8 protein-coding genes, 1 tRNA gene and 1 other RNA gene are annotated in these 7,404 nt (G+C 70.5%); 3 read left to right on the top strand and 7 right to left on the bottom strand.

The window, feature by feature from the left end; translation table 11 throughout:
• The 3 genes from FPZ47_RS16795 to ffs form a co-directional block, all read right to left on the bottom strand.
• Positions 1-1,193 (bottom strand): DNA polymerase III subunits gamma/tau (locus FPZ47_RS16795; protein ID WP_145039515.1); only part of this gene is annotated, 1,193 nt, incomplete at its 3' end.
• Positions 1,194-1,357: 164 nt separating this feature from the next.
• The gene (locus FPZ47_RS16790; protein WP_144952962.1) at positions 1,358-2,650 is read right to left on the bottom strand and encodes an aspartate aminotransferase type Ic; all 1,293 of its coding nucleotides are present in this window, start codon (positions 2,648-2,650) and stop codon (positions 1,358-1,360) included.
• Positions 2,651-2,686: 36 nt separating this feature from the next.
• Positions 2,687-2,783: signal recognition particle sRNA small type (gene ffs / locus FPZ47_RS16785), an RNA gene on the bottom strand.
• Between the two features lie 78 nt (positions 2,784-2,861).
• Between ffs and FPZ47_RS16780 the strand changes: the two genes are divergently transcribed.
• Together FPZ47_RS16780 and lucA are read left to right on the top strand one after the other, a co-directional pair.
• Positions 2,862-2,950 (top strand) — tRNA-Ser (locus tag FPZ47_RS16780).
• A gap of 92 nt (positions 2,951-3,042) precedes the next feature.
• A complete protein-coding gene (lucA, locus tag FPZ47_RS16775) occupies positions 3,043-3,780 on the top strand; it encodes a lipid uptake coordinator LucA (protein ID WP_144952964.1) in 738 nt (245 codons plus the stop codon).
• A 9-nt stretch (positions 3,781-3,789) separates the two neighbouring features.
• Here the strand turns inward: lucA and FPZ47_RS16770 are convergent, their stop codons facing one another.
• Together FPZ47_RS16770 and FPZ47_RS16765 are read right to left on the bottom strand one after the other, a co-directional pair.
• A complete protein-coding gene (locus FPZ47_RS16770; RefSeq protein WP_246133457.1) occupies positions 3,790-4,545 on the bottom strand; it encodes an enoyl-CoA hydratase/isomerase family protein in 756 nt (251 codons plus the stop codon).
• Positions 4,533-4,775 (bottom strand): hypothetical protein, encoded by a 243-nt coding sequence (locus tag FPZ47_RS16765; RefSeq protein ID WP_144952967.1) that lies wholly within the window; start codon positions 4,773-4,775, stop codon positions 4,533-4,535. Before FPZ47_RS16765 ends, FPZ47_RS16770 begins: the two co-directional genes overlap by 13 nt.
• A 150-nt stretch (positions 4,776-4,925) precedes the next feature.
• On the opposite strand from FPZ47_RS16765, the gene FPZ47_RS16760 reads away from it, so the two are divergent.
• Positions 4,926-5,990: an NAD(P)H-dependent amine dehydrogenase family protein gene (locus FPZ47_RS16760; RefSeq protein WP_144952969.1), complete on the top strand. Its 1,065-nt coding sequence runs from the start codon at positions 4,926-4,928 to the stop codon at positions 5,988-5,990.
• Here the strand turns inward: FPZ47_RS16760 and lipL are convergent.
• Positions 5,933-7,228: an esterase/beta-lactamase LipL gene (gene lipL / locus FPZ47_RS16755; RefSeq protein ID WP_144952972.1), complete on the bottom strand. Its 1,296-nt coding sequence runs from the start codon at positions 7,226-7,228 to the stop codon at positions 5,933-5,935. The two genes, FPZ47_RS16760 and lipL, sit on opposite strands and share 58 nt — an antisense overlap.
• A complete protein-coding gene (locus FPZ47_RS28430) occupies positions 7,225-7,374 on the bottom strand; it encodes a hypothetical protein (protein WP_168209481.1) in 150 nt (49 codons plus the stop codon). Before FPZ47_RS28430 ends, lipL begins: the two co-directional genes overlap by 4 nt.
• Positions 7,375-7,404: the final 30 nt, after the last annotated feature.

Genomic DNA, 7,404 nt, shown 5'->3' with positions numbered 1-7,404 from the left:
CGCGTGGCCGGCGGGGCGGTGTCCGAAGCCGGGATCGACATGTCGAGCCGGGTCTCGATGCGCTCGACGCGCTGCAGCAGCGCCGACTCGGCGTCGCTGGCCGACGGCAGCAACAGCCGGGCGCAGACCACTTCGAGCAGCAGCCGCGGCGCCGTCGCGCCCCGCATCTCCCCCAGCCCGGCCTGCACCACCTCGGCGTAGCGGGTCAGGGTCGCCGGCCCGATGCGGACGGCCTGTTCGCGCATGCGGTCCAGCACGTCTTCCGGCGCGTCCACCACGCCGCGGCTCACCGCGTCGGGGACCGCCTGCATGATGATGAGGTCGCGGAACCGTTCCAGCAGATCGGTGCCGAACCGGCGCGGGTCGTGGCCCGCGTCGATCACCGACTCGACGGCGCCGAACAGCGCGGCGGCGTCGCCGGCGGCCAGGGCGTCGACGGCGTCGTCGATCAGCGCGACATCGGTGGCGCCCAGCAGGCCGAGCGCCCGCTGGTAGGTGACATGGGAGTTCTCGGCCCCGGCCACCAGCTGGTCCAGCACCGAGAGCGTGTCGCGCGGCGAGCCGCCGCCGGCGCGGATCACCAACGGATAGACCGCGTCGTCGACGACGACGTCCTCCTGCGCGCAGATCCGCTCGACCAACGTCCGCATGGTCTTCGGCGGCAGCAGCCGGAACGGGTAGTGATGGGTGCGCGACCGGATCGTCGGCAGCACCTTCTCCGGTTCGGTGGTGGCGAAGATGAAGATGAGGTGTTCGGGCGGCTCCTCGACGATCTTGAGCAGCGCGTTGAACCCCGCGGTGGTCACCATGTGCGCCTCGTCGATGATGAACACCCGGTAGCGCGACTGCGCCGGCGCGTAGAACGCGCGGTCCCGCAGCTCGCGGGTGTCGTCCACGCCGCCGTGGCTGGCGGCGTCGAGTTCGACCACGTCGATGCTGCCGGGCGCGTTGGGCGCCAGCGCCGTGCACGAATCGCACACCCCGCACGGGTTGGCGGTCGGGCCCCGCACACAGTTCAGCGACCGCGCCAGGATGCGCGCCGACGACGTCTTCCCGCACCCGCGCGGCCCGGAGAACAGGTAGGCGTGGTTGATCCGGCCGGCTTCCAGGGCGACGGACAGCGGCTCGGTGACGTGCTCCTGCCCCACCACCTCGGCGAAGGTTGCCGGCCGGTACTTGCGGTAGAGAGCCACGCTCAGCAGGCTACTTCGGCCCGGTGACGATGCCGACCCGGAGGGTCGGCTGAGGAGGCGGGCAATCGGCGCCAGAGCGGTGACTTCGGCCCGCCCGGCATCGAGTGTGAATCAGCGGCTTTCGGTGTGAACCGGCGGCGGGACCCGTCGGCGTGTCGTCGCCCTCAACTCACCCTCGATGCGGAGGAGGCCAGCACGAACTCCGACGCGGCCAGCAGCGCACACGTCGCCAGCCCGTCGACCGCGTCGCGCAGGTCCGGCAGCGACGGGAAGGTGGGCGCGATCCGGATGTTCTTGTCGTCGGGGTCGTTGCGGTACGGGAACGACGCGCCGGCCTCGGTCAGCGCGATGCCGGCGTCCTTGGCCAGGGCGACCGTCCGCTTGGCCGTGCCGGGCAGCACGTCGAGGCTGATGAAGTAGCCGCCCTTGGGGTCGGTCCACGAGGCGATCTTCGAATCGCCGAGCCGCTGCTCGAGGATCTCGAGCGCGAGCGCGAACTTCGGCGCGAGGATCTGCTGGTGGCGCAGCATGTGCAGGCGCACCCCGTCGGCGTCGCCGAAGAACCGCAGGTGCCGCAGCTGGTTGACCTTGTCCGGGCCGATCGACTTCTTGCCGGCGTGCTGCAGGTACCAGGCGATGTTGCCCAGCGATCCGCCCAGGAAGCTGACGCCGGCGCCGGCGAACGTGATCTTCGAGGTGGACGCGAAGACGTACGGCCGGTGGGGGTTGCCGGCCGTGGCGGCCAGCCCGAGCACGTCGACCTGGCTGACGAAGTCGTGCGTCAGGGTGTGCACCGCGTAGGCGTTGTCCCAGAACAGCCGGAAATCGGGCGCCGCCGTGCGCATCTGGACGAGTCGGCGGACCGTCTCCCAGGAGTAGGTGACGCCGGTGGGGTTGCCGAACACCGGCACCGACCACATCCCCTTGATCGCCGGGTCGACGGCCACCAGCTCCTCGATCAGGTCGACGTCCGGGCCGTCCCCGAGCATCGGGACACCGATCATCTCGACGCCCATCGCCTCGGTGATGGCGAAGTGCCGGTCGTAGCCCGGGACCGGGCAGAGGAACTTGACGACCGGCTCCTTGATCCAGGGCCGCTGCGAGTCCACGCCGCCGTACAACATCGAGAAGGCGACGATGTCGTGCATCAGCTCCAGGCTGGAGTTGTTGCCCGCGATCAGGTTGGGCACTGGAATGCCGAGCAACTCGGAGAAGATGGCCCGCAGCCCGGGCAGGCCGTGCAGGCCGCCGTAGTTGCGGGTGTCGGTGCCCTCGGGGTCGCGGTAGTCGTTCCCGGGCAGGCTCAGCAGGCGGTTGGACAGGTCGAGCTGTTCCGGGGCGGGTTTGCCGCGGGTCAGGTCCAACGACAGCTTCTTGGACTGCAGCTGCGCATAGTCCTGCTGGTGACGGGCGTGCAGCGCGGTCAGCTCGTCAGGGCTGAGGAAGTCGAACGACACCAATGAGCCTTTCGTCGATCCGGTGCGGCGCCCCGAACATGGGGGACCCCGCGCACCCGACAGAGCCCATTGACCCTTGCTGCCTTCCGGCCCTGGGGGAGTTCACAGGATAGACGCCGCGCGGGGTCCTTGGGCGAGTGTAGTACCTGCGCCGGGGCGCTCCGCACGGCCGCGGGCCTGCTGACTGGACTCAGCAGTTACCATGGCCCACGGAGGATTCGCCTAGTGGCCTATGGCGCTCGCCTGGAACGCGGGTTGGGTTAACAGCCCTCGCGGGTTCAAATCCCGCATCCTCCGCCATACGGAGCGCACCTTATGCAAGGCGCGGACGAACACGACGTGGGTTCTGGTCGCCCCTGGACTGGCGTGAACTCACCAGCCTGAGGAGGCGTATGGGCCGGAAGTGGTTCGTGCTGTGGCACGCGTTGTCCGCGATTGCCGCCGGTGTCCTCTACTTCTACTGCGTGTTGCCCCGCTGGTATGAGCTGATGGGCGACATGCCGCGGGCGCTGGGGATGGCCGGCCGGATCGCGTCGGGCGCGCTGATCGGCCTGGCCGCGCTTCCGGTGGTGTTCGTCCTGCTGCGCAGCCGCAGGCCCGAGCTGGGAACCCCGCAGCTCGCCCTGCGCATCAGGGTGTGGTCGATCGTGGCCCACGTGCTGGCCGGCGTGCTGATCATCGGGACCGCGATCAGCGAGATCTGGCTCAGCCTGGACGCCGCCGGGCGGTACCTGTTCGGGATTTACGGCGCGGCCGCCGCGATCGCCCTGCTCGGTGTCTTCGCGTTCTACCTGGCGTTCGTCGCCGAGTTGCCGCCGCCGCCACCGAAACCGATCAAGGCGCGCCAGCCCAGGAAGCGCCGCCTCCGGCGCGTGAAGGGCGCGGAGGCCGACACGGCCGAGACCGAGGCTGACGTCGCGGAAACCGAGGAAGTCGAGGAAGTCGAGGCCGACGAGACGCAGGAAGCCCCGACCGTCGAAGCCACCCAAGAGGCCACCGAAGGGATCAGCGAAGAGGACGAGCAGCCCGACGACTCCCCGGGCGGGTTGCGCAACCGCCGCCCGACCGGCAAGGGCTCGCACCGGATGCGGCGCCGGCGCAGCGGCGGCGGGGTCGCGGTCGACGAGTAGCGCGCGGACTCAGTCGCGGCGCCGCAGGCGCTCCACGTAGGCGGCGAGGCGGTGCCGCGTCTCGGCCGCGCCCCATATCCGGCGCACCTCGTCGTCGATGCCGGCGAACTCGCGAATCCGCGCCATGGTCGGGGTGCGCAACTGGCCTTTGGTGTGGCGATAGACGTCCGCCGGGATGCCGGCGAGCTCGGTGGCCTCGGCCACCGCCGCCTGCATGAGGTCGCCGTCGACGACCCGGTGGGCGAGCCCGGTGCCGATCGTCTCGGCCCCGCGGTAGGTACGCCCGCCGAGCAGCACCCCGTCGGCGTGGTTGCCGCACGCGTAGCGCACGACCTCGAGCGCGGCGGCGGGTAACGGCACCCCGACCCGCACCTCGGTCACCCCGATCTGCGCCTGCGGGGTGATCAGGCGCCGGTCGCACGAGCAGGCCAGCACGCACCCGCCCGCGATGGCCGCACCGTTGACCGCGGCCACCGTCGGACCGGGATAGGAGAACAGCGCCTCAAACGCGTCCGAGAGGGCGGGGACCAGCCGGTCGGTGTAGTCGGCGCCCTCAGCCACCACGCGTTTGAGGTCCACCCCGGCGCTGAAGGCGCGGCCGGCGCCGGTGACGACGAGCGCACCGGCGTCGTCGGAACGCGCCAGGTCGTTGACCGCGAGGGCCACCTCTTCCAACAGGTCGACGTCGAGGGCGTTGACGCTTCCCGACGACAGGGTCAGCACCCGCACCGATTCCACGGCGTGAATCTCGATCACGACGTCCACTCAAGCATGGGGCCGGCGAGCGAGGACAACCGGAATGTCGGTGTCTCGTCGGTGTGGTAGCCGGCGCACCCGCGGTGGTAGCCGTCGGCGATCTGCAACGCAACGCTCGTCGCCGGGTCGCCGCGCACCAGCAGGATCGGCGACAGCGGCCGGCCCTTCTTGATCTTGGCCGGGTCCGCCGCCGGGACGTCATGGGCTTCGGGCTTTTCCAGCCATTTCACGCTCGGCATCGGGTGTCTCCGCTCGTGGTGCCGACCTCGACGCAGCCTAGCGGGTTGGCCCTCCGGGCCGCCGAGCGTGAATCCGGCGACGCGACACGCCGTGGTGACGTCGCCAGATTCACTATCGCCCGGGCGGCGGCGATTCCCTATGCTGAGCGAGTGCCAAACACCTATCGCGTCGTCCAGTGGAACACCGGAAACGTCGGCAAGAGCTCGCTGAAATCGATCGTCGCCAATCCCATGCTGGAGCTGGTCGGCTGCTATGCGTGGTCCCGGGAGAAGGCCGGCCGCGACGCCGGCGAACTGGTCGGCATCGAGCCGTTGGGCGTGACCGCCACCAACGACAGCGACGCACTGCTCGCGCTGAAACCCGACTGCGTCGTCTACAACCCCATGTGGATCGACGTCGACGAGCTGGTCCGCATCCTGTCCGCGGGCGTCAATGTGGTGACGACGGCGTCGTTCATCACCGGCGGCAACCTCGGCGCGGGCCGCGACCGGATCCTCGCGGCCTGCCGGACGGGAGCCTCGACGATCTTCGGGTCGGGCGTCAGCCCCGGCTTCGCCGAACTGCTGGCGATCGTGTCGGCCATGGTGTGCAACCGGATCGACAAGGTCACCGTCAACGAGGCCGCCGACACCACGTTCTACGACTCCCCGGAGACCGAGAAGCCGGTCGGCTTCGGCCGCCCGATCGACCACCCGGACCTGCCGGCGATGGCCGCGAAGGGAACGGCCGTCTTCGGCGAGGCCGTCCGGCTGGTCGGCGACGCGCTCGGCATCGAACTCGACGACGTGCGGTGCGTGGCCGAGTTCGCCCGGACCACCGCGGACCTGGAGATGGCGTCCTGGACCATCCCCGCGGGATGCGTTGCGGGGGTGTACATCAGCTGGCAGGGCATCGTCGGCGACAACGCCGTGATCGACCTGAACGTGCGGTGGCGCAAGGGTCAGACGCTCGAGCCGGACTGGAAGATCGACCAGGACGGCTGGGTCATCCAGATCGACGGGCAGCCGACGGTGACCACCAAGGTCGGCTTCCTGCCGCCGCCGTATTTCGAGGCCACGACGATCGAGGAGTTCATGGACCTCGGTCACATCATGACGGCGATGCCCGCCGTCAACGCGATCCCCGCGGTCGTCGCCGCGGCGCCGGGGATCGCCACCTACACCGACCTGCCGCTGACGCTGCCACGCGGCAACGTGCCCAAGGTTTCGGTGTAGCCGGCGCCCAGCCGCGGCGCCTCGAGCGGTCCGTGGTGGCGGGCCGCCTCGACGGCGTTGCGCAACGGGCCGGCCAGCCCCGCGAACGACCCCATGTCGAACAGCAACGGCGTCAGCAGCCGGTTGTGCACGAAACCGAACGCGCTGCCGGTCGCCGGGTCGGCCCAGCCGAGCGTCCCGCCCAGGCCGACATGCCCGAAACCGCTGAGCAGCCCGGGAATTGGCGACTCGTGGTAGCCGAGGTGAAAAGGCATGGGCACCATCATGTTCGCGTCGGGCCATTTGACGCGGGACTGCCCGGTCAGCCCGCGCGCCAACTCCTCGGACAGGTACTGCTTGCCGTCGATGCGGCCGTCGTTGGCCAGCGCGGCATACATCTTGGCCAGGCCGCGGCCGGTCACCACGCCGTTGGCCGCGGGCACCTCGCCGTCCAGGAACGGCGTCTCGCCCTTGACCAGCGAGATGACGCCCGGGAAGTACATCGCGCCGAGCGCGCCCGAGAACTTCAGGCCGGCCACCCGCGGCGCGAGGAAGTCGACGACCGGGGTGCGCAGCTTGCCCTGCGGCATCAGGATCTGGGCCACCGTGGTCGGCGCCCCCTGCGGCGGGCGGCCGAGGTGCACGCCGTCGTTGTCGAGCGGACGCGCCACCTCCTGGCGGATCAGCTCCCGCATACCCTTGCCCGTCACCGCCCGCGCCAGCCCGGACAGCAGCCACCCGTAGGTCAGCGCGTGATAGGCCTGCACACCGCGCAGGTGGTCGACGGGCGCCGCGGCCAGGCGCTCCTCCATCAGAAGATGGTTCATCAACTCCGTCTTGGTGACCCCGCGCAGGTGCGACAACCCGGACCGGTGCCGCAGGACGTCACGAACGGTGATGTCGCCCTTGCCGCTCGCCCCGAACGCGGGCCAGTACGCGGCGACGGGTTCGTCGTAGGACAGCAGCCCCCGGTCGGCCAGCCGGTGGATGACCGTCGAGGCGACGCCCTTGGTGGCCGAGAACACCATGGCTCCGGTGTCGGCGGTCCAGCGCCGGGTGCCGTCCCGGTCCGACCACCCCGTCCAGACGTCGACCACGGGCACGCCGTCGATGTAGACGCACAGGGCGCCCCCGCCGAACCGGCGGCCGAAGAAGAGCTGGGCGAACAGTTTGGCGACGTTGCCGAAATGCGGGTCGGCGGCACCCGATACGCCCCGCGGCAGGCCGTCGGCGGTCACCAGGAGCGACGACGCGGTCACCGGCGTTCGTCCGGCGGTTCTTCGGGCGCGGGCGGGGCCGCGGGCGGGTTGTTCAACCACTTCCGCAGCCGGAGCAACTGGTTGGCCACCATGCCGAAGGCGAGCAGTATCACGCCGGCCAGGGCCACGACGGCTGCGGTGCTCACGAAGTCCATGGTGACAGGCCGGATCGGGTT

Source organism: Mycobacterium helveticum (assembly GCF_007714205.1).
Lineage (GTDB): Bacteria > Actinomycetota > Actinomycetes > Mycobacteriales > Mycobacteriaceae > Mycobacterium > Mycobacterium helveticum.
Note: the sequence above shows the minus strand (reverse complement) of the source record. Positions and strands in the feature narration are given on the sequence as shown.

Coding starts and splice junctions, on each gene's coding strand:
- FPZ47_RS16765 (WP_144952967.1), bottom strand. CDS start 4,775: ATGCCGAGCGTGAAATGGCTGGAAAAGCCCGAAGCCCATGACGTCCCG.
- lucA (WP_144952964.1), top strand. CDS start 3,043: ATGGGCCGGAAGTGGTTCGTGCTGTGGCACGCGTTGTCCGCGATTGCC.